The organism is Rhizobium sp. WSM409, from assembly GCF_057653825.1.
Map to the genome: position 1 here is coordinate 24,225 of NZ_CM172794.1, position 22,083 is coordinate 46,307.

At 61.8% G+C, this 22,083-nt stretch carries 20 protein-coding genes and 2 pseudogenes; 5 read left to right on the forward strand and 17 right to left on the reverse strand.

What is annotated here, in order from left to right; genetic code table 11:
* The first annotated feature begins 201 nt into the window (after nucleotides 1-201).
* On the forward strand, nucleotides 202-651 hold the full coding sequence (locus tag AC25BC_RS00130; protein ID WP_026157551.1) for a carboxymuconolactone decarboxylase family protein: 450 nt from the start codon (nucleotides 202-204) through the stop codon (nucleotides 649-651).
* Between the two features lie 116 nt (nucleotides 652-767).
* On the forward strand, nucleotides 768-1,058 hold the full coding sequence (locus AC25BC_RS00135; RefSeq protein WP_012755776.1) for a chorismate mutase: 291 nt from the start codon (nucleotides 768-770) through the stop codon (nucleotides 1,056-1,058).
* A gap of 339 nt (nucleotides 1,059-1,397) precedes the next feature.
* Here AC25BC_RS00135 and AC25BC_RS00140 read toward each other — a convergent pair whose 3' ends face one another.
* The 12 genes and pseudogenes from AC25BC_RS00140 to AC25BC_RS00195 all read right to left on the reverse strand — a co-directional run bounded on the left by AC25BC_RS00140 (nucleotide 1,398) and on the right by AC25BC_RS00195 (nucleotide 11,429).
* Complete coding sequence (locus AC25BC_RS00140) at nucleotides 1,398-2,531, reverse strand: hemolysin family protein (RefSeq protein ID WP_012755777.1); 1,134 nt, start codon at nucleotides 2,529-2,531, stop codon at nucleotides 1,398-1,400.
* Nucleotides 2,528-3,043 carry an rRNA maturation RNase YbeY gene (gene ybeY / locus AC25BC_RS00145; RefSeq protein ID WP_012755778.1) on the reverse strand — a complete coding sequence of 172 codons (516 nt, stop codon included), beginning with the start codon at nucleotides 3,041-3,043 and terminating at the stop codon, nucleotides 2,528-2,530. The genes AC25BC_RS00140 and ybeY overlap by 4 nt, the downstream gene beginning before the upstream one ends.
* Nucleotides 3,043-4,093, reverse strand: a pseudogene (locus tag AC25BC_RS00150) (PhoH family protein). The gene ybeY and the pseudogene AC25BC_RS00150 overlap by 1 nt, the downstream one beginning before the upstream one ends.
* 18 nt (nucleotides 4,094-4,111) lie before the next feature.
* Nucleotides 4,112-5,533, reverse strand: coding sequence for a tRNA (N6-isopentenyl adenosine(37)-C2)-methylthiotransferase MiaB (gene miaB / locus AC25BC_RS00155; protein WP_012755779.1), 1,422 nt, complete (start codon nucleotides 5,531-5,533; stop codon nucleotides 4,112-4,114).
* 320 nt (nucleotides 5,534-5,853) lie between these two features.
* A complete protein-coding gene (olsA, locus tag AC25BC_RS00160) occupies nucleotides 5,854-6,651 on the reverse strand; it encodes a lyso-ornithine lipid O-acyltransferase (RefSeq protein ID WP_012755780.1) in 798 nt (265 codons plus the stop codon).
* 27 nt (nucleotides 6,652-6,678) lie between these two features.
* Nucleotides 6,679-7,107, reverse strand: a complete 429-nt coding sequence (locus AC25BC_RS00165) for a Fur family transcriptional regulator (RefSeq protein WP_003544875.1) — start codon at nucleotides 7,105-7,107, stop codon at nucleotides 6,679-6,681.
* An 82-nt stretch (nucleotides 7,108-7,189) separates the two neighbouring features.
* Nucleotides 7,190-7,690, reverse strand: a complete 501-nt coding sequence (locus AC25BC_RS00170) for a GNAT family N-acetyltransferase (RefSeq protein ID WP_017995865.1) — start codon at nucleotides 7,688-7,690, stop codon at nucleotides 7,190-7,192.
* On the reverse strand, nucleotides 7,687-8,349 hold the full coding sequence (gene tsaB / locus AC25BC_RS00175; RefSeq protein WP_012755782.1) for a tRNA (adenosine(37)-N6)-threonylcarbamoyltransferase complex dimerization subunit type 1 TsaB: 663 nt from the start codon (nucleotides 8,347-8,349) through the stop codon (nucleotides 7,687-7,689). The genes AC25BC_RS00170 and tsaB overlap by 4 nt, the downstream gene beginning before the upstream one ends.
* Nucleotides 8,350-8,437: 88 nt before the next feature.
* The gene (locus AC25BC_RS00180; RefSeq protein ID WP_012755783.1) at nucleotides 8,438-9,004 is read right to left on the reverse strand and encodes a NifU family protein; all 567 of its coding nucleotides are present in this window, start codon (nucleotides 9,002-9,004) and stop codon (nucleotides 8,438-8,440) included.
* 210 nt (nucleotides 9,005-9,214) lie between these two features.
* Nucleotides 9,215-9,706 carry a universal stress protein gene (locus AC25BC_RS00185; RefSeq protein WP_003544884.1) on the reverse strand — a complete coding sequence of 164 codons (492 nt, stop codon included), beginning with the start codon at nucleotides 9,704-9,706 and terminating at the stop codon, nucleotides 9,215-9,217.
* Between the two features lie 129 nt (nucleotides 9,707-9,835).
* Nucleotides 9,836-10,900 carry a tryptophan--tRNA ligase gene (gene trpS, locus AC25BC_RS00190; RefSeq protein WP_003544886.1) on the reverse strand — a complete coding sequence of 355 codons (1,065 nt, stop codon included), beginning with the start codon at nucleotides 10,898-10,900 and terminating at the stop codon, nucleotides 9,836-9,838.
* Nucleotides 10,901-11,030: 130 nt separating this feature from the next.
* On the reverse strand, nucleotides 11,031-11,429 hold the full coding sequence (locus AC25BC_RS00195; protein WP_128438507.1) for a VOC family protein: 399 nt from the start codon (nucleotides 11,427-11,429) through the stop codon (nucleotides 11,031-11,033).
* A 188-nt stretch (nucleotides 11,430-11,617) separates the two neighbouring features.
* Between AC25BC_RS00195 and AC25BC_RS00200 the strand changes: the two genes are divergently transcribed.
* Entirely contained in the window at nucleotides 11,618-12,046 is a 429-nt protein-coding gene (locus AC25BC_RS00200) for a YcbK family protein (RefSeq protein WP_012755785.1), read from the forward strand.
* An 82-nt stretch (nucleotides 12,047-12,128) separates the two neighbouring features.
* Here AC25BC_RS00200 and AC25BC_RS00205 read toward each other — a convergent pair whose 3' ends face one another.
* Nucleotides 12,129-12,722: a TetR/AcrR family transcriptional regulator gene (locus tag AC25BC_RS00205; protein WP_003544891.1), complete on the reverse strand. Its 594-nt coding sequence runs from the start codon at nucleotides 12,720-12,722 to the stop codon at nucleotides 12,129-12,131.
* Nucleotides 12,723-12,806: 84 nt separating this feature from the next.
* Between AC25BC_RS00205 and AC25BC_RS00210 the strand changes: the two genes are divergently transcribed.
* Together AC25BC_RS00210 and AC25BC_RS00215 are read left to right on the forward strand one after the other, a co-directional pair.
* The gene (locus AC25BC_RS00210) at nucleotides 12,807-13,829 is read left to right on the forward strand and encodes an NAD-dependent epimerase/dehydratase family protein (protein ID WP_244432237.1); all 1,023 of its coding nucleotides are present in this window, start codon (nucleotides 12,807-12,809) and stop codon (nucleotides 13,827-13,829) included.
* 48 nt (nucleotides 13,830-13,877) lie between these two features.
* Nucleotides 13,878-14,282, forward strand: coding sequence for a nuclear transport factor 2 family protein (locus AC25BC_RS00215; RefSeq protein WP_012755788.1), 405 nt, complete (start codon nucleotides 13,878-13,880; stop codon nucleotides 14,280-14,282).
* Nucleotides 14,283-14,309: 27 nt separating this feature from the next.
* On the opposite strand, the gene murJ is transcribed toward AC25BC_RS00215, so the two are convergent.
* The 4 genes and pseudogenes from murJ to mutS form a co-directional block, all read right to left on the reverse strand.
* A complete protein-coding gene (murJ, locus tag AC25BC_RS00220; RefSeq protein WP_003544894.1) occupies nucleotides 14,310-15,890 on the reverse strand; it encodes a murein biosynthesis integral membrane protein MurJ in 1,581 nt (526 codons plus the stop codon).
* A gap of 38 nt (nucleotides 15,891-15,928) precedes the next feature.
* On the reverse strand, nucleotides 15,929-18,835 hold the full coding sequence (locus AC25BC_RS00225; RefSeq protein ID WP_012755789.1) for a [protein-PII] uridylyltransferase: 2,907 nt from the start codon (nucleotides 18,833-18,835) through the stop codon (nucleotides 15,929-15,931).
* Between the two features lie 154 nt (nucleotides 18,836-18,989).
* The gene (locus AC25BC_RS00230; protein WP_003544896.1) at nucleotides 18,990-19,265 is read right to left on the reverse strand and encodes a hypothetical protein; all 276 of its coding nucleotides are present in this window, start codon (nucleotides 19,263-19,265) and stop codon (nucleotides 18,990-18,992) included.
* 12 nt (nucleotides 19,266-19,277) lie between these two features.
* A pseudogene (gene mutS, locus AC25BC_RS00235) lies at nucleotides 19,278-22,011 on the reverse strand (DNA mismatch repair protein MutS).
* Between the last annotated feature and the right edge of the window lie 72 nt (nucleotides 22,012-22,083).

The window sequence follows — 22,083 nt, forward strand, 5'->3', positions numbered from 1 at the left end:
TTTTCAGAACTTGTGCGGCAGGGCGCAATCTTGCCGTCAGCGGCAGTTCCAAGGGCAGCTCCTTCAAAAAGAAACGATCGCCTTTTGCCGGTAGTGTCCATCAAGGATTGCATGGCCCAGTGCGCAAGTTGCTTCATGGCCCTTCTCGACTGGTGCGAGATTGGACATGATCCGTCCTACAGTCGCAACATGGATTTCTTCATGGCGGATCGCATTGATTGTGCCAGTGCTTCCCCTGACGGTTTCAACGCCTTCGCGGGCGTTCGCGCCGCTGTTGAGAAGAGCGACCTTCCCAAGCAACTGTTCGATCTGGTTTATCTACGAGTTTCGCAAATGAATCGCAGTGCGCTTTACGTCGACGTACATTCCCGCAGTCTCTTGGAGTTAGGGCTGACCGTTGAGAAGCTCGGGCAAGTGCCCATATGGCGAAACGCTGGTCACCTATTCAACGCCCGCGAACGAAGCGCGCTGGCGTGGGCGGAAACCGTAACACGTGTCGCCGAAACCGGCGTTCCTGATAGCGATTATGAGGCTGCTGCTGTCGAATTCAACAACAAGGAACTAGCGGACCTGACATATGCGATTGCCCTGATGAACGCTCTGAATCGAATCGGGATGGCGTTCCGCTCAACGCTCTCTGGAAAAGCTTGAAGCAGCCTCGCCGGTTGTTCAGATTTTGCCAACGCATCCATTGGCCAAATGTGTCTTGGATTTTGCGCGACAGTGTCGCGACAAACAGACGTGACCACAACTAAAGGGTACCCACGATGACATCGACTTTTCCGCACGAGCTCCTCGCCTTGCGTGCCTCGATAGACAACATTGACGCCGCGTTGATGCATATGCTGGCAGAACGTTTCCGTTGCACAAAGGCGATTGGGGCGCTCAAGGCTAGGCAAGGACTCCCCGCCTCTGATCCCGAGCGCGAACAATCACAGATCCAAAGACTGCGCTCACTCGCGTCGACATCGGGTTTAGACCCTGACTTTGCCGAGAAATTTCTGACCTTCACGATCGACGAAGTGATCCGACACCATCGGGCAGCCGCGGCAAGGTGATCGCGACGCAGCGCTCTTAGAAGGTCTCGTTCGGCGGTCCGAAAGAACAGTTGGAACAATATCGGGAAATCCACGGCATTGTCTGTGACTGATCGCAAGGCCGTTCCTAATGCTCCCCCAAGATGATCTCGGTGATGCCGACGGGTTTCGATATTCGATAATTAGTCGGGCTTTTCGCTTGAGGCTCACCGTAAGCCAGACCTGAAGCGGCCGCGTGCAATTTCTCGACCGGCTTCTCGCCGCCGGATTCTAACCACGCCCAGAGACCAGAGGACAAGCCTTGATCAGGTCCTCGGGCAGGCCCAGCGCTTTTCCGATATCCGGGATCGCGCCCTTCTGTCAGTTGGCGGTCGATTCCGCCGGCCGGTCGTCGCCGGGAGCTGCGTCACCATCCGCCTTGGCGCGACGGCGGATCGCGTGGCGCTTGCGGGTGATGCGCAGCCGCTTGATGCGGCGGGGATCGGCGTCGAGGATGTGGAATTCGAAGCCCGGCAGCGCCTGGACGACCTCGCCGCGCACCGGGATGCGGCCAAGTGCTGAGAAGATCAGGCCGCCCAGCGTATCGACCTCGTCGACCTGCTCGCTGATGTCGAAATCCGGCCCGATCGCTTGGGCGATCTCTTCGAGCTCGACGCGGGCGTCGGCGATGAACATGTCCTCGGCGACGCGCTTGAACATCACCTCTTCGTCGTCATGTTCGTCATCGATGTCGCCGACCACCATTTCGACGATATCTTCATGTGAGGCCAGCCCGTCGGTGCCGCCATATTCGTCGATGACGAGCGCCATCTGCGTGCGGTTCACCTGCATGCGGCGCAACAGGTCGGACGCCAGCATCGACGGCGGCACGAACAGGATCTTGCGGACGATGCCGGCCTCGGCCAGCGTCTTTTGCAGGTCGACACGGGCGAGATCGAAATTCGGCTTGGCCGAACGCGTGGCCTTGTGGATGTTTTCGGGCGCGACCTCGATCGCCGGCACGGCAGCGGCCGGCTTCGCCGGGCCGCGGCGCTTGTTGCGCGCCTGCTTGGCGACATAGGAGAGCAGGTCGCGAATGTGCACCATGCCGCGCGGATCGTCGAGCGTATCGGCATAGACAGGCATGCGCGAGCGGCCGGATTCCTCGAAGAGGATCATCAGCTCGCCGATGGTGATGTTCTGGTCGACCGCCTCGATATCGGCGCGCGGCACCATCACGTCGGCGACGCGGACCTCGCGAAAACGCAGGATGTTGTTGAGCATCGCCCGTTCGTCGGGCGAAAAGGCGTCGTCGCCGGCCGCATCGGTCATCAGCGCGTCGGCGAGATCCTCACGCAGTCGCGAGCCCTGCTGCGGGCGAAGGATACGCGCGGCGCGCGACCAGAAGGATTGCGATCGGCCGGATGGCCGACTACTACTGCCCGCCTCGTCGGAAGAGGAGGATGGCTCGGAGTCCTTGGCGTCTGCCGCCGGCTTCGTCGTAAAGTCGCTCATGGTTCCATTTTAAGGTCTTGACCCTCGTAGGGATCAGATAGGCCGAGCTGGGCCAAAATGCGAGTCTCCAGCCCCTCCATAATTTCGGCTTCGGCACTATTCATATGGTCGTAGCCGAGAAGATGCAAGAAACCGTGCACCAGAAGATGGGTCAGGTGGTCGTCGAAACTCTTTTCGAGCTCGGCCGCTTCCCGCTCCAGCGTCTCCCGGGCGATGATGATGTCGCCGAGCATCGGGCCGGGCATCTTGCCGGGCTGAACCGGAAAGGCCGGAAAGGAGAGCACGTTGGTCGCCTTGTCCTTGCCGCGCCATTCCGCATTGATGTCCTGGATCGAGGCATCGTCGGTGAAAACAAGCGAAACCTCGGGCGGCAACGTCGGGAAGGGCTGCTTCTCGCTGTCGCTGAGATAGACCACTGCTGCGCCGAGCACGCGTTCGCAAAACGACAGCAGCGTCTCCTCGCCGGGCCAGCCGATGTCCTCGACGCTGATCTGGATGTCGAGTTCGGCCATTAGCCCTGCCGGCTGACGTCTTCGGCGACGGCATACGTGGAAATCATAGGCCCTGACGATGCGCCCGACCAGCGGGTGGCGGACGACGTCGGTATCCGTGAAGCGCACGATCGAGATTCCCTCGACGCCGTTCAGAAGCTGCAAGGCCTCGACGAGGCCGGATTTGACGCCGCGCGGCAGGTCGATCTGGCTCGGGTCGCCGGTGACGATCATGCGCGCATTCTCGCCGAGACGCGTCAGGAACATCTTCATCTGCATCGACGTCGTGTTCTGCGCTTCGTCGAGGATGATGGCGGCGTTGGCGAGCGTGCGGCCGCGCATGAAGGCCAGCGGCGCGATTTCGATGACGCCGGCAGTGATCGCCCGGTCGACCTTGTCGGCCGGGATCATGTCGTAGAGTGCGTCATAGAGCGGGCGAAGATAGGGGTCGACCTTTTCCTTCATGTCCCCGGGCAGGAAGCCGAGGCGTTCGCCGGCCTCGACGGCCGGGCGCGACAGGATGATCTTTTCGACCGCGCCGCGCTCCAGGAGCTGGGCGGCATGGGCGACGGCAAGATAGGTCTTGCCAGTGCCGGCCGGGCCGACGCCGAAGACGAGCTCGGCGCGTTCCAGCGCCCTGATATAGGCGTCCTGCGTCGGCGTGCGGGCGATGATCGTCTTCTTGCGCGTGGAAACCTGCGCCATCGTCAGCTTGGCTTTGCGCTCCATGGTCGGCAGGCTGAGCTGATCGTCGGCGGCGACCGCCATGCGGATTGCGCCCTCGACGTCGGATTGTTCCACGCTGCCGCCTTTCTGAAGTTTTTCATAGAGATAGTCGAGCGTGCGCCGCGCCTGGTTGGTGGTCACAACATCGCCTGTGATGACGACCGAATTGCCGCGTGCCCGCGCATCGATGTTCAGCCGTTGTTCGAGCAGCTTGAGGTTCTGGTCGAATTGACCGAAGAGCTCGCTGGCGAAGCGGTTGTTCTCGAACGTCAGGACGAAGTGATTGGTATCGCTCGGCGTGCGGGGGTGGCGCGGTGAAGAAGAAACCAATTCTTGTCCGTTCAAGCGGTCGGGCTCCTTGGGTTAAACCGCAGCCTCTGCGCGTTCCGCAAACAGGCTGTTTGTTCCGGTTCCTGTGATTCGCACTTTGATAATGTCACCGATTTGCGATGCTTTTGCATCAACATTCACGGATTGAAGCCAGGGAGAACGTCCGATTAGTTGTTCCGGCATGCGACCGGGCTTTTCGAGCAACAGGTCGATCTCTTTGCCGATGCAGGATTCGGCAAATTCCTGCTGCTGCTTCAGGAGAAGCATTTGCAGGCGTTCCAGCCGTTCTGCCTTGATCTCTTCCGGCACCTGGTCCTTCAGCTCCGCGCCGGGCGTGCCCGGCCGCGTCGAGTATTTGAACGAGAAGGCCTGTGCATAACGGACCTCCTCCACAAGTCTCAATGTATCCTTAAAATCCTCATCTGTCTCCCCCGGAAAGCCGGTGATGAAATCGCCCGACAGCGCGATGTCGGGCCGCACCGTGCGGATGCGCTCGATCAGCGTGAGATATTCGGCGGCCGTATGGCGCCGGTTCATCGCTTTCAGGATGCGGTCCGAGCCCGATTGCACCGGCAGGTGCAGATAGGGCATCAGTGCGCTCAGGTCGCGATGGGCATTGATCAGCCGGTCGTCCATGTCGCGCGGATGGCTTGTGGTATAACGCAGCCGCGCAAGGCCGGGGATCTCGGCCAGCCGGTAGAGCAGGTCGCCGAGGCTCCATGCCTCACCTTGCGGCCCGGCGCCGTGCCAGGCGTTGACGTTCTGCCCGAGCAGGGTGATCTCGCGCACCCCGCTGTCGGCGAGCTTTTCGGCCTCCTCGACGATCTGCGAAACCGGCCGCGACACTTCCGAGCCGCGTGTATAGGGCACGACACAGAAGGTGCAGAATTTGTCGCAGCCCTCCTGCACCGTCAGGAAGGCGGTGACGCCGCGGGCGCGGATCCTTCGGCTCTCGGCGATCGGCAGATGCTCGAACTTGTCCTCGATCGCATATTCGGTATCGACGACGCGCTGGCCCTGTTTGGCCAGGCGTAGCGCTTCCGGCAGGCGGTGGTAGGTCTGCGGGCCGATGACGACGTCGACGGCGGGTGCGCGGCGCAGGATCTCCTCGCCTTCGGCCTGGGCGACGCAGCCGGCAACGCCGATCATCATCTCCCGTCCGTCCGCCGCCTTCTTCTTTTTCATATCGCGGAGCCGTCCGAGCGCCGAATAGACCTTCTCGGCCGCCTTCTCGCGGATATGGCAGGTGTTGAGCAGAACGAGGTCCGCCTCTTCCATATCGTCCGTCGGCTCGTAGCCGTCGCGGGCGAGCGCATCGCTCATGCGCATGGAATCGTAGACGTTCATCTGACAGCCATAGGTCTTGATGAAGACCTTGCGGCTGTTGCTGCCGTCGTGGAGGCTGTCGCTGGGAATTGCCTCGGGGGCCTGGAGAAGGGCGCTATCCTGTGTCATGGCGCGCTATTTAGTGGTTTTTGCCGCCAGAGAAAATCGAAATCTTCTTCTAGAGCCTTTCCTGGTCAGATTGCAGCATTCTGTTGGCTGAAACGGAGTCGAATGCTCGACCGGCCGGCGCGCGTCGTAGCCAAGCTCTACGGCCAAGCCCGCCGATCGAGCAGGCGGCCCGTTTCAGCCAACCCGAAGGGCCGGGCATCTTTCCGCCAGGATCAGAGGCGATCGGCTTGGTCGTACCAAGAGGTATGCCCTTCGCCAATCGCCTCTGCCCTGACGAAAACCTGCTCCGGCAGAATGCTGCAATCTGACCAGGAAAGGCTCTAAGAGATTTCCCGCCCGCGCAGGCGGCTGTTCAGGAGGTTGCGGATGCGCAAGGCGATCGTCGCGCTCACCTCCTTGCGGCTGGTCTCGGCGCGGTAGTCCACCGCCTCGCCGAAGGAAACTTCGGCGTCGATGGCGCCGCAGCGTACGATGTCGATGAGATGCGGCAATAGGTCGAGATCCCCCGGCCAGGCGGCGAGCCGCCGGTGATAACGCCCCATGGCGATGCCATGCACCCTGGTATAGGCAACCGCCACCGGCTGCACCACGACCGTTCCCGTCGGTGACGTGGGCACCGCCATCGCGGCGGCGCCAAACAGCGAGGACTTGACCTCCAGCAGCCGGTTGCCGTCCGAGGTCGTGCCTTCGGGGAAGAGCACGACGATCTCACCGTCGGCCATGCGCCCGGCGATCTCGGTTGCCTGATGGCCGGTCTTGCGCCGCTCCTCGCGCACGACGAAGACGCTCTTCTGAAGCTTGGCGAGCGTGCCGAAGATCGGCCAGTCACGCACCTCGATCTTGGCGATGAAGACGACGTCGGCAACGGCCGACATCACCATGATATCCAGCCAGGAGGAATGGTTGGAGCAGAGCATCAGCGGCCGGCGATCTTCCAGCTTGCCCGTGACGCGGACGCGGATGCCGAGGCAATAGCAGACGATCCGGTGCCAGGTGCCGGGAAGCCTGCGCCGCAGCCGCCAGTCGAACCGCAGCGCCAGTACCTGCAGCGGCATGAGCACGATGCTGACGGCGAGGATAACGACCGCGGCGAAGGCGATGCGCAGCCAGGCGATCAAATGCTGGTCTCCCGGGCTGCCATTGCTTCAGAGATCTTCTTTCTTCAGCGGAACGCCGTAGAGCTCGAGGCGGTGGTCGACCAGCCGGAAGCCGTGCTCGCGGGCGATGCGCTCCTGCAGCGCTTCGATCTCCGGCGAGCGGAATTCGATGACCGTGCCGGTCTTCAGGTCGATAAGATGGTCGTGATGTTCTTCCGGCACCGTTTCATAGCGCGAGCGTCCGTCGCGGAAGTCGTGGCGGGCGATGATGCCGGCATCCTCGAACAGTTTCACGGTGCGATAGACGGTCGAGATCGAGATCTTCGCATCGACCTTCACCGAGCGGCGGTAGAGTTCTTCGACGTCGGGATGGTCTTCCGAGTCTTCCAGGATGCGCGCGATCACGCGGCGCTGCTCGGTCATGCGCATGCCGCGTTCGGTGCAAAGCTCCTCAAGGGTCTTGGCTACATCAGTCATCGCCGGCCTATAGAGATATTCGTGTTTCGACAACGCCGCACGGCATTTGCGCCAGCCTGCATGTTATCTCGCTGCCAGGGAACTACCGAAGAACGCGCTTCATGACAAGCGCCGTGGAGAGGGCGCCGTTTTCTTGTTTGTAATAACCCTGACGTTCGCCGACCTTTTCGAAGCCGAGCTTGCGGTAGAGGCCAAGCGCTGCCGTATTGCCGTTATCGACCTCGAGAAACATGCTCTCGCCGCCGCGCGACCGCGCTTCCCGCATCGCCGCCTGCATCAGCCGCCAGCCAAGCCCGGCACGGGCGACCTTCGCCTGCACGGCAATCGTCAGGATCTCCGCTTCGCCGGCGACATGGCGGGCAAGGATGAACCCCGGAAGCGGCTTTTTCAGGATGGCATTGGTCTGGCGCGCGACGAAGCCGAACACGGTATCCTGCATCAGCAGGCCGTGAAATTCACCGTCGCCCCAGGGGCGGGCGAAGCGCTCGCCGTGCAGGATGGCAACATCGCGGCAATCCTCGCGCTCCATGGCGATGATCTCGAATTCCGGTTTCAGCGTCAGATAGGCTTCCAGCATCGTCATACTCGTCGCGCAATTGCGTACCCGGCCTGCGGCTTGGCATCGGGTCCGCGCAGATAAAGGGGCTTCGGCTTTCCGGAATCGGGGGAGGCGGCAGCGCCCAGGCGCGCCACGATGGAGATCGGGAATCTGTTGGTATGATCGCCGCCGGCGTCGGCCTTGAGGAGGGGCGTCGCCGAACCGGTAATCTCGCCGTCGAAGCCGGCGGCAAAAGCCTGCGCTTGCGCAACGCTGACTGCCCGTGGCGCGTCGAGGGGCGAACCGTCGGCTGCGAAGGACTGGAGGTAGATTTCGTCCCGCTTGGCATCCATCGCCGCCAGCACGGCGCGATGAGGCGTCTTGTCGCGCTGGGCTGATGCCATGACTTCAAGCGTGGTGATGCCAACGGCCGGCACATTCAGAGAGAGCGCAAAACCGCGGGCTGCGGCAACGCCGACACGGATCCCGGTAAAGGAGCCGGGACCGATGGTGACGGCAAGGCGGTCGACATCCGAAAGGGCCAGTCCCGCCTGATCGAGTGCGCGATCGACGATACCAATCAGATGTTCAGCATGCCCCTTGCCGATCATGTCCGATGCCTCCCCCAGCACCGTATTCCTACCGCTGTCAAAGACGGCGGCAGCGCAGTCCACACCCGCCGTGTCGAGCGCCAGAATGATCATGCCATCAATTTCCGAATAAACCAGTGTCGCCTATCGATAAATCCGTTCGGCCGAACCCGAGATGAACGGCCGGACGAATTTAGGATTTTTAAGCGGCAATCACTTCCTGCACTTCCGGAACGAAATGCCGCAGCAGGTTCTGCACGCCGTGCTTCAGCGTTGCCGTCGAAGACGGGCAGCCGGCGCAGGAACCCTTCATGTTCAGATAGACCTTGCCGTCCTTGAAGCCGCGGAAGGTGATGTCGCCGCCGTCCTGGGCAACGGCTGGGCGCACGCGGGTTTCCAGTAGCTCCTTGATGGTCAGCACGATCGATTCATCGCCTTCGTCAAAGAATTCGTCGCCGGCATCGGCGTCTTCGGAAAGGATGGAGGCATCGCCCATGACCGGCTTGCCGGACATGAAGTGCTCCATGATCGAGCCTAATATAGCCGGCTTAAGATGTTGCCAGTCGGCATTATCCTTGGAGACGGAAATGAAATCATAGCCGAAATAGACGCCGGTGACGCCTGATATTTCGAACAGGCGGGCAGCGAGCGGCGAGGCCTGAGCCTCCTCAGTGCTGCGGAACTCGGCCGTGCCGTTTTCCATCACCACCTTGCCCGGCAGGAACTTCTGCGTGGCGGGATTCGGCGTGGCTTCGGTCTGAATGAACATCTGATTCTCCATGCGGCCGGCCCATGGTCTCGGCCGTCTTTAGAATTCTTCAAAAGAAGATAAGCCGATTGACGCCTCTAATCAAGAGACTTGTACTCAAGAAATGCTGGAACAGGATGATTTTTAGGCGCGGTCAGTCTAAAATCAGAATCCTGTTCTAATCTAAAGAGTTAGAGCGTGATCTCATCCGAAAACCGCTCGCACGTTTCGCTAACAGAGGGCGTCGATTTCCTCGTTGGTCAGCGTATCCGGCAGCACGGTAACCGGGATCGGAAACGCCGCGGCGCGGCCGGCAACCGAGGAGACCAGCGGCCCTGGACCTTCCTTCGCCGAACCGGCGGCCAGAACCAGGATCGCTACATCGCGGTCTTCCTCGATCACGGCATTGATCTGTTCGGCAGCACCGCCCTCGCGGATGACGACTTCAGGCTCGATGCCGATGGTCTCGCGCACGATCTGGGCGATCTTGGCAACCACCGCCTCGGCTTCCTCGCGCGCTTCGGCCCGCATGATCTCTTCGACGCCGAGCCATTGCTGGAAATCCCCATCGGGGATCACGTAGAGCAGCACTAGCCCGCCATTGGAATTCTTCGCGCGCCGGCCGGCATAATGAACGGCGCGTTGGCATTCGGGTGTGCCGTCGATCACTGCCATGAATTTGCGGCGGTGACCTTCGAGCCGTGAGAGTCGCTTCGATACCATGGCGCGGACTCTGACACCCGAAGCGGAAAATTTGCAAGTCCAGTTTTTGCCCTGATGCCCGAGAAGAAATCCCCTTCTCCCCAGGGGAAGGTCCCCTTCTCCCACGGTGGAGAGAAGAGGAGATCTATCTCAATACAGGAAGCCGATGACGTCGCGCACTTGGCGCATCGTCACCTCTGCGCGCGCCCTTGCGCGCTCGCCGCCCTTGCGCAGGATCGCGTCGATATGGCTGGTATCATCCATCAGCCGGCGCATTTCGCCGGTGATCGGTGCGAGCACGTTGATCGCCAGGTCGACCAGCGCCGGCTTGAAGACGGAGAATTGCTGGCCGCCGAATTCGGCAAGCACGTCCGCCTTCGACTTGTCGGCGAGTGCGGCATAGATCGCCACCAGATTGTCGGCTTCCGGACGGCCCTGCAGCCCGTCGATCTCGCTCGGCAAGCCGTCAGGATCGGTCTTGGCCTTGCGGATCTTCTTCGAGATAGCGTCCTCGTCGTCCATCAGGTTGATGCGCGAGAGATCGGAAGGGTCCGACTTCGACATTTTCTTGGTGCCGTCGCGCAGCGACATGACGCGCGGCGCCGGCCCGCCGATCAACGGCTCGACCATCGGGAAATAGGCATGCACCGGCTCGTTGCCGACGGTGATGTCGACGCCGTAACCGGTCCTGCTGATATGCTCGGCATAGTCGAGGTTGAACTTCATCGCGATGTCGCGGGCAAGCTCCAGATGCTGCTTCTGGTCCTCACCAACAGGCACATGGGTGGCGCGATAGACGAGAATGTCGGCGGCCATCAGGCTCGGATAGGCGTAGAGCCCGAGCGAGGCCTGCTCGCGGTCCTTGCCGGCCTTGTCCTTGAACTGCGTCATCCGGTTCATCCAGCCGATGCGGGCGACGCAGTTGAAGATCCAGGCGAGTTCGGCATGCTGCGGCACGGCCGACTGATTGAAGACGATATGCTTTTCCGGATCGATGCCGGCAGCGATGAAGGCGGCGGCGATCGAGCGCGTCTGGCTCGGCATGTCCTCATGCACGAGCTGGGCGGTGAGCGCATGCATGTCGACGACGCAGTAGATGCAGTCATTGCCTTCCTGCAGCGCCACGAACCGGCGGATCGCGCCGAGATAATTGCCGAGATGCAGATTGCCGGTCGGCTGCACGCCGGAGAATACGAGTTTCTTGAATTCGCTCATGTCGTCCTCAATAGGCTGGTGGAGGGCCCACGCTGTCACAGTTTAAATTGCTGCAGAATGCAGCAGGGCTTTGCGCCCATGTTGCTAACGCCGCGGCTTATGCACGGGCAACCGGTCGCAATCAAGGGGTTCAGGCAGCCGTGTGCTGGATCAAATCGAAAGTGTTGCCGTAGGGATCCGCAAAAACCGCCACCGTGCCGTAAACCTCGTGACGCGGCTCTTCCAGAAAGCGAACGCCGACTGCCTGCATCGCGGCATGGTCGCGGGCGAAATCGTCGGTCTTCAGAAAGAAGCCGACACGTCCGCCGGTCTGATTGCCGATGGCCGCGCGCTGCGTCTCGTCTGCCGCCTGCGCCAGCAGAAAGGCGGCTCCATCCCCACCCCTCGGCTTCACCACCACCCAGCGCTTGCCCTTCGGCTGCAGCTCGTCCTGAAGGCAATCGAAACCGAGGCCATCGCAATAAAAAGCCTTGGCGCGGTCGTAATCGTCGACCACGAGAGTGACGAGGAAAAGAGACTGGATCGTCATGGGTTGCCTCGCGTTTGAGATGTTTATTCCAGTTGTGAGCGGCAATTCCCCGGATTTTAAGCCGAATTGATCAACTGTCTTACTCATAATTGAGTATAAAATTTCACAAAAAAGCTTTTTTTGAACCGAAAATCCTGCGCCTGGTGCCGGCGCCGATGGGGCTGCCGCGGTCGCCGATCGGAGAGACCATGCAGAACGCAATTTTGCTCGCCATAGCAGGCCTTTTCGCCTTTCAATCAGCAACGGGTGCCGTCGGTCAAGATATGAAAAGGCATGCCGTTCATCTTGCAAAACATCAGGCACGTCTCGCCTACACGGTCCAGACCGTCAGCGTTCGTGCCGGCTGCTTTCCAGGGCGCCTGCGAGCGGTCCTGTCGCATATTGCTGCAAAGACCGGCCGACGCCCGGTGATAACCTCGGGCCACAGGCCGCATCCCCGCCGCCATGGCTCCCTGCACGGAAAATGTCTGGCGGCCGATTTCAGGATGCCCGGCCTGTCGGAGCGCACGATCATTGCTGCTGCAAGAAGCGCGCCGGGCATCGGCGGCATCGGCAGCTATTGCAACGGCATCATTCATGTCGACGTCGGACCGCAGCGACGATGGGTGGATTGCTGAGGAATCATGCGCTCCACCTTTTCCCATTCTGGTTTAAGGATTGCCGATTCAGTGGCGGCGAAAGGACGTGCCGCGACCGCCTCTATTGGCCGCTCCGCGGCGTCACCGCCACCCGCAAGAGGCGCATGAATAGTTTTGTATCGTCATCGAGGCTGGAACCATTCCATTGCGCGTGTTTGATCCCATCCATTGCAGCCATCATGATATTGGCCAGTTGAAGAGGCGAGGCCTGCAGTGGTCCGAGATCGATTTCCTTGGTTTCCGCAGCTGCATTCAGCGTCTGTGTCAGCATAGTCGATAGCCGTGTCCGCGCGTCGAGCGTGATATCCGCAGCCAAGGCCATATTGGCGGCAAACAGTTCTTCTGCATCGGAACTGCCGCCAAAAGGGGCGATTAACTCCCGCTGAAACACTGCTATGGCCATTTCCATGCGGTCAAGCGCGTTCCCCTGTCCTGCCAGGGCCGCTCCCACCTCATCCAATGCGAGAGTATGCGCTCGCATGGAGCCGGCTCGGAAAAGCTCTTCCTTGCTGTTGAAGCTCAGATAGAGCGATGCTCGCGAAATTCCTGCGGCGCGCGCAATGTCGGCCATGGAAGTCTTGCGAAAGCCGAAGCGCACGAACACAGGCAGGGCAGCATCCAGGATTTGAGCGATTTTTCGATCATTCTGCGTCATTTGGACAGACTGGCATTTCGTGACCATTCTGTCAAAAGACGAGTAGACAAATAATGTATATCTGTCTAAATCGATGAAGGCGCATTGGCGCGCGGTCAGGAGATAACCATGAGTATCACGTCAGATAATTCTAATGGCGCCACCGTACTGGTGACCGGCATTGGCGGATTTCTCGCAGGCCACATTGCCTTGCAGTTGCTCAAGCAGGGGTATCGGGTCAGAGGAAGCCTGCGCAGCATCGGTACAAGCGCTGCGACGGTCGGTCAGCTTGGAGCGCACACCGACGGGCAACTGCAAAATCTCGGTTTGGTGCAGGCCGATCTTGACAGCGATAGCGGTTGGGCTGCGGCTGTCGAAGGATGCGACTATGTCATTCACACCGCATCGCCGTTCCCTCCGGGATATCCCGAAAATGAGAATGCACTGATCCAGACAGCCCGCGATGGTGCGTTGCGCGTGCTTCGCGAGGCGCATCGGGCACGGGTCAAACGTGTTGTTCTGACATCCTCCATAGCTGCCACCAACCATGGCGACGGGCGGGCGCCCTTTACCGAAGAGAATTGGACCGACCCGGAAAGCCCGCGGGCGACGCCCTATTACAAATCTAAGACGCTCGATCTGGCCGTGATCAATCCAAGCGTCATCCTCGGGCCGTTGCTCGGGCCGAATTTCGGGACGTCTGTTGGATTGATCCACCATTTGATGACGGGACGATTCAACGGTATCCCGCGCTTTGGCTTCTCCGTCGTGGATGTGCGTGATACCGCCGATGCCCACATTCGAGCGATGACCGATCCTGCTGCCGGCGGCCAACGGTTCATCATCGGTGGACGGTTTTTCTGGCTCAAGGACCTTGTGGCCATTCTTGCCCATTCCTTTCCCGACCATGCCTCCCGCCTGCCGTCCGGCGAAGTCTCTGACGAGATCGTCAGGGTCATGGCGCAATCCGACCCCGATGCACGAACCATTGTTCATGAGCTCAATCGCGACCTCAGTGTCAGTGCGGCAAAAGCCCACCGCGTCCTCGGGTGGCGCTCACGTCCAGAAGAGCAATGCATCCGCGCCAGCGCCCAAAGCCTCATCGACTTGGGATTGGTGCCGGCCTAGCACGATGCGTAGATTCAAATAGCTTTTGCTTTCAATTGGAGAACGGACATGACAATCCCGACCGTCGACGCATTCTCGCCGGCCAATGAGGCCAACCTTCTTCGCGAGACGGAGCACGCGAGGCTGCGTGCCCTGATCAACGCCGATATTGTTCGGGCACAACAGCTTCACGCTCCGGACTTCCAGTTGATAACGCCGATCGGTGCCACGCTTTCCAAGGAAGAATATCTAGGTGCGATCGCCTCCGGGCAGATCAACTACTTGATCTGGGAGCCCGCTGACATTGCCGTGCGGCTTTATGACGGAGTCGCTGTTCTTCGGTATCGTGCTCAGCTGGAGGTTGTCTTCGGCGGCCACAAAGTCGCCCTCAACGACTACTGGCACACTGACACTTATGAGCGGCATGACGGACGATGGATGGTGGTCTGGTCCCAAGCCACAGCCATCAACTAGCCAGAGTCACGGTAGTTACGACTGGCCTCAACCGTCCTTTGCCGGCGCCGGCTTGCGGTTCAGATTGCGTCGGATCATGCCGAGATTTGCCCCGCCAACCAGGAAGGCGGCGGCGAAATAGATCAGCATGGCGATCGCAATCAGCAGCCCAAGGGTGCCGATCTTGGTGAGAAGCGGCGCGCCGGAAGCAAGCGATGGCGCCCAATATTGCTTGAGGAAGACGATGGCCGCGCCCATCACGGCCGCGGCGACGATCAGCAGGGCCGTGCGCTTTGCCAGCGCCCATTCCCATGTCAGGTGGCCGCGGCGCAAAAGTGTGGCGAACAGCAGCACGGTGCTGATCCAGCCGGCGGTGGCTTCGGCAACCGCGATGCCGGGCGCGCCCATATAGGGAAAGAGGGTGAGCGCCGTGGCGCAGTTGGTCGCAACCGCGATGGCCGAAAAACGCATCGGCGTCTTGGTGTCCTCGCGGGCATAGAAACCGGGCTGCAGCGCCTTGATCAGCACGAAGGCCGGCAGGCCGATGCCGTAAATCGCCAGGATCGAGCCGACGACCGCGGTGTTTTCCTGATGGAAGGCGCCGCGCTCGTAGAGCACGCGGATGATCTCGTCGGAGAGGATCCAGAGCGCGAAGGCGGCAGGGATCGTCAGGAACAGCACGAATTCGATCGAGCGGTTCTGCAGGTTCCCGGCCTCGCGCAGGTTGCCGCCCTTCAGCGCCCGGGCCAGTTCCGGCAGAAGCACCACGCCGACGGCGACGCCGACGACCCCGAGGGGCAGCTGATAGATACGGTCGGCATATTGCAGTGCTGCGATCGCGCCGTCGCGGGACGACGCAATCGCCTGGCCGATCAGCTGATTGATCTGGGTGATGCCGCCGGTCACCGCAGCCGGCACCGCCAGGATCAGCAGCCGCTTGACATTGGGCGTCATCTTCGGGAAGCGGAAGCCGATGCTCATACCGGCCGCAAGTACGCCGACATAGACGACGGCAAGCTGCAGCACGCCGGCGGCAAGAACGCCCCAGGAGAGATACCAGGCGGTCGCCAGCGGATCGGCGCCGGTATAGAGCGCATAAAACAGCGCCCCGATCATCACCACGTTGAGGAAGACGGGCGCGATGGCGGCGGCGAAGAAATGATGCAGCGAATTCAGCATGCCGCTCATCATTGCCGTTAGCGACATGCACATCAGATAGGGAAACATCACCGCCGCCATGCGGATCGTGATCGAGAATTTTTCGGGATCGTCGGCAAAGCCCGGCGCGATGACGAAGCGCACCAAGAGCGGCATGGCAAGCTCCATCACGATGGTGATGAGGAGCAGCACCGAAAATAGCACGCCGAAGACCTCTTCCGAAAAGCGCTTGGCGCCATCCGTGCCGTTCGCCTCGATCTCCTTGGCAAAGAGCGGCACGAAGGCGGCGTTAAAGGCGCCCTCGGCAAACAGCCGGCGGAAGAGATTCGGAAAGCGGAAGGCGGCGTAGAAGACGTCGGCCATCGGTCCGGTGCCGAGGGCCGCAGCCATCAACGTTTCACGGGCGAAGCCGAAAATGCGGCTGCCGAGGGTGGCGCCGCCGACGGTCGCGAATTTCTTGACGAGGCTCATGCGTTGGGGCTCATGCGTGGGGGCTCATGCGTTCAGGCTCATATGGGGGAACCGGCCTTCTTTTCGGCGGCGGGCGGGGTCCGGGCGGTGGCGGCGGGTGCGATGATGCCGGAGGGCATGCGCTCGCGCAGCTCGTCTTCTTCCTCGGCCATGACGGCCTTCATCCGGGCGGTGATGTTGGCGCGCTTGCTGTCGCCGGATATTTTCTGGCCGACCAGATCGGTGACGTAGAAGGTGTCGATCACTTTCTCGCCGAAGGTGGTGATGCGGGCCGACTGGATGTCGAGCGACAGGTCGGACAGCACGGCGGTGATCTCCGACAGCAGTCCCGGCCGGTCGAGGCATTCGACCTCGATGACCGTGAACTTGTTCGACAGGCTGTTGGTGATGTTGACCGACGGCGGGATGACGAAAGCCTTGCTCTTCTTGCGATTGCGCGCGCGTGTGGCGATGACCTCGGGCAGCCGCTTGCGCCCGGACAGCACGTCTTCGATCATCCGGCCGATCGTCGCGGCCCGGCGCAGTTCGTCGGCATCGTCGGTAAATTCGCGGCTGACATGGATCGTGTCGAGCGCCCGCCCGTCCGATGTCGTGAAGATCTGCGCATCGACGATGTTGGCCCCGGCCGCAGCACAAGCGCCGGCAATGACGGCGAGCAGTCGCGGATGGTCGGGCGACAGTACGGTGATCTCGGTGATCGCGTGGAAACTGTCGGTGCGCACCGTGGTGGCGAGCGCCTGACCCGCTTTATCAGACTGGCGGATGAAATGGGCGTGACGGATCTGGTCTTCCAGCGGCACGGAGAGCAAATAGGGCTGGTAGTGCAGCTTGGTATAGGTATTGCGATCCTTCTGGCTCCAGTCGGCGAGTGCCGAATGCAGCGCCTCGGCAGCAGCATTGGCGCGTTCCTTGCGGGAGACCTCCGAAAAGCCGCCGGCGAGCAGCAGCTCGGTTTCATAATAGAGCGTGCGCAGAAGCTGGCCTTTCCAGCCGTTCCACACACCGGGACCGACGGCGCGGATATCGCAGATCGTCAGGATCAACAGCATCTTCAGCCGGTCGAGCGACTGCACGCGGTCGGCGAAATCGGTGATGGTCTTGCGGTCGGTGAGGTCGCGGGTCTGCGCCACCATCGACATGGTCAGATGTTCTTCGATCAGCCAGACGACGATTTCCGTCTGCTTCTGCGACAGGCCGAAGCGGGCGCAGAGCTTGCGGGCGACGCGGGCGCCGGCAATCGAATGATCCTCCTGGCGGCCCTTGGCGATGTCGTGGAGGAGAACGGCGACATAGAGCGCCTCGCGGTCCTCGATGCCGGGCATCAGCTTGTTGGCGAGCGGATGCAGATCCTCGGCGCGCCCCTTGTCGATCTCGGAGAGAATGTCGACAGTGCGGATCAGATGTTCGTCGACCGTATAGTGATGATACATGTTGAACTGCATCATCGCGACGATCTTGCCGAATTCGGGGATGAAGCGGCCGAGCACGCCGGCCTCGTTCATCCGGCGCAGGATGAGCGCCGGATCACGCTTCGACGTCAGGATCGACATGAACAGCCGGTTGGCCTCGTCGTTTTCCCGCAGGCTGGTGTCGATCAGGGCGAGTGAGCGGGTAACGCGTTTCAGCGCGTCCGGATGGAATTCCAGCCCATTGATGTCGGCGACGTGGAAGAGCCGGATGATGTTGACCGGATCGCGCTTGAAGACCTCGGGGTCGGCGAGCGCAATGCGGCCGCGGTCTTCGACGAATTCGACGCTGCCGGCGATCTTGCGGTTGCGATGGGTGAAGCGGCTGATGACGCCGGTGAGGCCCGGGATCGACTTCGCCTGCTGGTCTTCAAGCGCGGCGCAAAGGATGCGCGTGAGATCGCCGACATCCTTGGCGACGAGGAAATAGTGTTTCATGAAGCGCTCGACGGCCGAAAGGCCCGGGCGGGTGTGATAGCCGAAGGCTTCGGCGATCTCGCGTTGGATATCGAACGACAGACGTTCCTCGGCCTTGCCGGTCAGGAAATGCATATGGCAGCGCACCGCCCAGAGAAAGTCGTCGGCTTTCTCAAGCAGGCGGTACTCGTGCTTGGACAGCACGCCGAGCTTGATCAGTTCCGCCTGGTCGCGCACGTGATAATAATATTTCGAGATCCAGAACAGCGTGTGCAGGTCGCGGAGCCCGCCTTTGCCTTCCTTGACGTTCGGCTCGACGAGATAACGCGTGTCGCCCGCCTTGCGGTGGCGCTCGTCGCGCTCGGCAAGCTTGGCGGCGATGAATTCCGGCCCGGTGCCGGTGACGATCTCCTTGTCGAAGCGGGACTCGAGCTCGGTTTCCAGCCGCTGCAGGCCGCAGATGTAGCGCATCTCCAGGATGGCGGTGCGGATCGTCATGTCGGACTTGGAAAGCGCAATGCATTCCTCCACCGTGCGGGTGGCGTGACCGACCTTGAAGCCCATGTCCCAGAGCACGTAGAGCATGAATTCGACCGCTTTGTGCGTCTCTTCCGCCGGCCTCGGCAGAAAGAGAAACAGCAGGTCGATATCGGAGCCCGGCGCCAGCGTGTCGCGGCCGTAGCCGCCGACGGCGGTGACCGCGAACTTGTCCTTCTGCTGCGGAAAGATATGGGCGGTGGCGAAATTGTAGAGGACGGTGGTGATCTGGTCCTGCAGCCAGGAAATCCGGTAGGCGCAATTGAGCCCGCCGCCGTCGGCCATCAGTGCCTCGCGCGCCTTCTGCCGGCCTTCGGTGCTCGCCTTCTTCAGCACCGCCAGAAGATCGGCGCGCAGGACGTCGGGCCGGTTGCGGTTGGCCTCGGCAACGGCGTCACACTGCTTCTGCAAGAGCTCGACGTCGAGGATATTGGAGAAATCGAGGTCGCGCATCGCTATCGCCGGGGCGGTTTCCTGTTCATGCCGGACTGCCGGTTCACGGCCTGCCGCTTGTTTCGTCTGCATGCGCTATAGCCCCTTTGCCCGGCGATTGACACGGGCCTTCATACTGCAAGAACGTTTAAATTTGGCGAAATGGTGTTGGTTCGCCGCAAGAGGCGACGGCGCTTTGACGCAAGGGCGCGGGCTTTCCCGGAATCCTCAGGCTTTCCCGGAATCGTCAGCCGGCGGCCCGCGCATTCAGCAAATGCAGCACCTGCCGTGTCTCGCGCATGATCTCCTCGAGCGCCTGCCTGTCGCATTCGCGATAGCCGGCCTTGGCAATCGAGGTGCCGAGCTCCGAGATCACAGCGCAGCAGCGGGTGATTTTCAGCATGCCGATCGGCGACGTCCAGCCGCGGGCGTTGCGGTCCTTATCGGCGCGCCGCATCGTATCGAGCATGGAGCAGATGAGCGAGAGGCGCTCGGTTTCGCGAACCAGTTTTTCCATGAACATGGCGCGCTACTCCTATTTCAACTTCTTCTTGAGGTCGTAAAGCGCATCCATTGCCTCGCGCGGTGTCATGTCGTCAAGGCTCATCGCCTTCAGTGCCTCCTCGACCTTGGAGGTCCCGCGGGCCGTTTCCTCGCGGCGCACCGCCACCTGGAAGAGCGGCAGGTCGTCGATCAACTGGCTCGCCGGGTTCTTGCGATCGGCATCTTCCAGCCGGGTGAGCACGTCGCGGGCGCGCGCCACGACCGAGGCCGGAAGCCCGGCAAGGCGCGCGACCTGGATGCCGTAGGAGCGGTCCGCCGCACCCGGCCCGACCTCGTGCAGGAAGATGACGTCGCCGTCCCATTCTTTGACGCGCATCGTCGCGTTCGACAGCCGGCCAAGCTTTTCCGAAAGCACGGTCAGTTCGTGGAAATGCGTGGCGAAGAGGCCGCGGCAGCGATTGGCCTCATGCAGGTGCTCGACGGCGGCCCAGGCGATCGAAAGACCGTCGAACGTGGCGGTGCCGCGGCCGATCTCGTCGAGGATGACGAGGGAACGGTCGCTCGCCTGGTTGAGGATCGCCGCCGTTTCGACCATCTCGACCATGAAGGTCGAGCGCCCACGCGCCAGATCGTCGGAGGCGCCGACGCGCGAGAAAAGCCGGTCGACGATGCCGATATGGGCCGATGTCGCCGGCACGAAGGAGCCCATCTGCGCCAGGATTGATATCAGCGCGTTCTGGCGCAGGAAGGTCGACTTGCCGCCCATGTTCGGGCCGGTCAGCAGCCAGATCGCCCCGTCCCGGTCGCCGGTCCTCGGCGACAGATCGCAATGATTGGCGACGAAGGGGCCGCCCGCTTGCCGCCGCAGCGCCTGCTCGACGACCGGATGGCGCCCGCCCTCGATGGCAAACATCTTCGAGCCGTCGACCTGCGGGCGGCAATAGGCCTGCTCCTCGGCGAGAAGCGCCAAGCCTGCGGCGACGTCGATGACGGCAAGCGCCCGGGCGCCCGACTTGATCGCCTCGGCTTCCGCAACGACGGCCGCCGTCATCCTGTCGAAGGCTTCGAGTTCGATCGTCAGCGCCTGGTCGGCGGCATTGGCGATGCGGCTTTCGAGATCGGCAAGTTCGGTCGTGGTGAAGCGCATGGCGTTCGCCATCGTCTGGCGGTGGATGAAGCGGGCCTTCGCCTCCGCCGTCTCCGTCATCGGCGAGGCATTGCCGGCGGTGACTTCGATGAAATAACCGAGGACGTTGTTGTGCTTGATCTTCAGCGACCGGATGCCGGTCTCCTCGGCATATTGCAATTGCAGGCCGGCGATGACGCGACGGGACTGGTCGCGCAGTGCCCGGACCTCGTCGAGCTCGGCGCTGGCGCCGTCGCGAAGGAAGCCGCCATCGCGTTTCAACAGCGGCAATTCGTCGGCGAGCGTTTCGGCAAGCAGCTTTTCCACTGCCGCGGGAAGGGCCTGCAGCCCGGATAGCGCCTGGCCGAGTTCTTCGGGCAGCATCGCCTTGCCGAGCATCGCCGCAATTCCGCCCGCCGCTTCGAGGCCCTGGCGGATCGCCCAGAGATCGCGCGGGCCGCCGCGGTCGAGCGCCAGGCGCGACAGAGCGCGCGGCATGTCGGGAACATGTTTCAGCGTGTCGCGCAGATTGCCGCAAAGCAGGGGTTCGTCGATCAGGAAACCGATCGAATCGAGCCGCGCATTGATGCGGGCCGGGTCGGTCAGCGGCGACATCAGCCGTTCGGCAAGAAGCCTGGCGCCGCCGCCGGTGACGGTGCGGTCGATTGCCTTCAACAGCGAACCGTTGCGATCGCCGGAAAGCGTGCGGGCAAGCTCCAGATTGGCGCGGGTGGCGGGATCGATGAACAGCGTCGAGGCTGCACTTTCCCGTTCCGGTTTTCCAAGCGGCGGCCGCTCGGCAATCTGCGTCTTCTCGACATAGGCGACGGCGGCCGCGGCCGCTGCCAGCTCGGCGCGTGAGAAGGTGCCGAAGCCGTCGAGCGTCGCGACGCCGAAATACCGCGCGATCCGGCCTTCGGCGTCGGGCGCTGGCGCTGTCGAAGAGCACGGAAGGCTGCGGCACGGCTGTCCGGCCGAGCACGTCGAAGACCGGTTTGAGTTCGGGATCGTGGAAGATCGTGTCGGGAAGGATGAGCTCACGCGGATCGATGCGCAGGATATCGGCAAGCAGGCGCGAGGCTTCGGTCTCGGCAAGCCGGAAGACGCCGGTGGAAATATCGATCCAGGCAAGCGCCAGCAAAGCCTCGCCGCTGGCGCGAATGCGGGTCAGCGCCATCAGATAGTTGGATTCCGAGGGCGAAAGCAGCTTTTCCTCGGTGATCGTGCCTGGAGTGACGAGGCGGACGACGTCACGCTTGACGACGGATTTCGCGCCGCGTTTTTTTGCTTCGGCCGGATCTTCGATCTGCTCGCAGACGGCGACGCGGAAGCCGAGCGAAATCAGCTTCTGCAGATAATCGTCGGCCGCATGCACCGGAACCCCGCACATCGGGATATCCTGGCCCATGTGCTGGCCGCGCTTCGTCAGCGTGATACCGAGCGCGCGTGAAGCTTCCAGCGCATCCTCGAAGAACAGCTCGTAGAAATCGCCCATGCGATAGAACAGCAGCGAACCCGGATTGTTCGCCTTGATCTCGATAAATTGCTCCATCATCGGCGTCGCCGAGGCACGGCTTTCCGCCGTGGCGAGCTCGGCAGCCGAAAAGGCTTCATTCCCTGTGTCTATTCGAGCGTTCACGGAGGTGGAGTTTTTCCCAAAAAAACAGGTGCCAACCCTATCCGCGCGCCGCTATAGATGACAACAGCATTT

Coding starts and splice junctions, on each gene's coding strand:
- AC25BC_RS00225 (WP_012755789.1), bottom strand. CDS start 18,835: ATGCAGACGAAACAAGCGGCAGGCCGTGAACCGGCAGTCCGGCATGAA.
- AC25BC_RS00185 (WP_003544884.1), bottom strand. CDS start 9,706: ATGGTATCGAAGCGACTCTCACGGCTCGAAGGTCACCGCCGCAAATTC.
- AC25BC_RS00170 (WP_017995865.1), bottom strand. CDS start 7,690: ATGACGATGCTGGAAGCCTATCTGACGCTGAAACCGGAATTCGAGATC.
- AC25BC_RS00205 (WP_003544891.1), bottom strand. CDS start 12,722: ATGACGCAGAATGATCGAAAAATCGCTCAAATCCTGGATGCTGCCCTG.
- miaB (WP_012755779.1), bottom strand. CDS start 5,533: ATGACACAGGATAGCGCCCTTCTCCAGGCCCCCGAGGCAATTCCCAGC.
- AC25BC_RS00195 (WP_128438507.1), bottom strand. CDS start 11,429: ATGACGATCCAGTCTCTTTTCCTCGTCACTCTCGTGGTCGACGATTAC.
- AC25BC_RS00130 (WP_026157551.1), top strand. CDS start 202: ATGGCGGATCGCATTGATTGTGCCAGTGCTTCCCCTGACGGTTTCAAC.
- AC25BC_RS00230 (WP_003544896.1), bottom strand. CDS start 19,265: ATGTTCATGGAAAAACTGGTTCGCGAAACCGAGCGCCTCTCGCTCATC.
- trpS (WP_003544886.1), bottom strand. CDS start 10,900: ATGAGCGAATTCAAGAAACTCGTATTCTCCGGCGTGCAGCCGACCGGC.
- AC25BC_RS00180 (WP_012755783.1), bottom strand. CDS start 9,004: ATGTTCATTCAGACCGAAGCCACGCCGAATCCCGCCACGCAGAAGTTC.
- AC25BC_RS00135 (WP_012755776.1), top strand. CDS start 768: ATGACATCGACTTTTCCGCACGAGCTCCTCGCCTTGCGTGCCTCGATA.
- AC25BC_RS00140 (WP_012755777.1), bottom strand. CDS start 2,531: ATGAGCGACTTTACGACGAAGCCGGCGGCAGACGCCAAGGACTCCGAG.
- AC25BC_RS00165 (WP_003544875.1), bottom strand. CDS start 7,107: ATGACTGATGTAGCCAAGACCCTTGAGGAGCTTTGCACCGAACGCGGC.
- tsaB (WP_012755782.1), bottom strand. CDS start 8,349: ATGATCATTCTGGCGCTCGACACGGCGGGTGTGGACTGCGCTGCCGCC.
- AC25BC_RS00215 (WP_012755788.1), top strand. CDS start 13,878: ATGACAATCCCGACCGTCGACGCATTCTCGCCGGCCAATGAGGCCAAC.
- murJ (WP_003544894.1), bottom strand. CDS start 15,890: ATGAGCCTCGTCAAGAAATTCGCGACCGTCGGCGGCGCCACCCTCGGC.
- AC25BC_RS00200 (WP_012755785.1), top strand. CDS start 11,618: ATGCAGAACGCAATTTTGCTCGCCATAGCAGGCCTTTTCGCCTTTCAA.
- ybeY (WP_012755778.1), bottom strand. CDS start 3,043: ATGGCCGAACTCGACATCCAGATCAGCGTCGAGGACATCGGCTGGCCC.